This is a genomic window from Streptomyces sp. NPDC059080 (assembly GCF_042739975.1).
Lineage (GTDB): Bacteria > Actinomycetota > Actinomycetes > Streptomycetales > Streptomycetaceae > Streptomyces > Streptomyces benahoarensis.
Window position 1 is genome coordinate 41,600 of sequence record NZ_JBHYGX010000049.1, and the last position, 1,172, is coordinate 42,771.

General features: G+C 66.9%; 1 protein-coding gene, 1 tRNA gene and 1 rRNA gene. All 3 read right to left on the bottom strand.

Features of this window, described 5'->3' with window-relative positions; translation table 11 throughout:
- Positions 1–122 precede the first annotated feature (122 nt).
- Positions 123–195: transfer RNA gene (locus ACFWWQ_RS26510), tRNA-Thr, on the bottom strand.
- An 84-nt stretch (positions 196–279) separates the two neighbouring features.
- The gene (locus tag ACFWWQ_RS26515) at positions 280–957 is read right to left on the bottom strand and encodes a DegT/DnrJ/EryC1/StrS family aminotransferase (RefSeq protein ID WP_384600997.1); all 678 of its coding nucleotides are present in this window, start codon (positions 955–957) and stop codon (positions 280–282) included.
- Between the two features lie 127 nt (positions 958–1,084).
- Positions 1,085–1,172: ribosomal RNA gene (gene rrf / locus ACFWWQ_RS26520) — 5S ribosomal RNA — on the bottom strand; the annotation flags it as partial.

Here is a 1,172-nt window from a genome sequence, read left to right on the forward strand (position 1 = left end):
ACCACATCTTTTTTTGCGGGGTTTTTGCGCGGGGGGGGGGGGGGGGGGGCGGGAACAACACAGTTCTTCCACCACCGCATGCAAAAGGCCCCCGCCATAGCAGCGGGGGCCTTTCCCTTCTGAGCCCCAATACGGAATCGAACCGTAGACCTTCTCCTTACCATGGAGACGCTCTGCCGACTGAGCTATTGGGGCGAGCCAGCGGAATAGATCATACATGCCCTGCGGCGAAGCTCCGAATCGCGCACGCACCGCTCCCGGAACGCGCCTGGCGGCCCGTCACAACGCGGGCTGCAACAATCCCCCGAGCGCATTGCAGGCCCCCACCATGCGGTGCAGCTCCCGCCGTTCCATTCCCGCCCGCAACGGCAATGCCAGCGTCTCGTCCACGGCCCGTTCGGTCTGCGGCAGAAACACATCCCGCCGCAGTCCCGGCATGCGGTACACCGGCGCCTGTACGGGAATCCAGCAGGCGACGCCCTTGGCCCGCAGCGCCCGCGCGAACGCGTCCCGGTCCGGGCGGCCATTGCCGGGGACCCGCACCACGTACTGCTCATAGGTGTGCCCCGCGGCGGGCGTCGGCGTCTCCACACCCTTGAGCCGTCCATCGAGGTACGCCGCGTGCGACCTGCGAGGCTCGGCCCCTTCGGACGCCGCACCCGGTTCGTCCACGACCAGTACCAACAGCCCGTGCCGTCGTCCGAGTTCCCGTATCCAGCCGTCGTCGGCCCGCCGCCCGAAGCGGTGTATCGCGACGACGGCGGCGGTACGGTGCGTCATCACGTCGGACACCGCGGCGGGATCGAGGCAGTAACTCTCGCCGTCGACATCCGCGAAGACGGGCAGCGCACCCAACTCCACCACCGCCTCCGTCACTTCGGCGTTGCCGTACGCCGGCACCACGACCTCGTCACCGGCGCACACCCCGGCCGACTTGAGCGTCTCCACTGTCCCCATGCCGCGGATCCTGGCGACGCAAGGTGAACGCGGCGTTACGCGCACACGGCCACCTGTGGCTGAACGCAAAAATGCTCCGGTCTCCGGAAACCACTGACTGGTTTCCGGAGACCGGAGCTGAAAAATTGTTCGGCGGCGTCCTACTCTCCCACAGAGTCCCCTCTGCAGTACCATCGGCGCTGAAAGGCTTAGCTTCCGGGTTCGAAATGTAACCG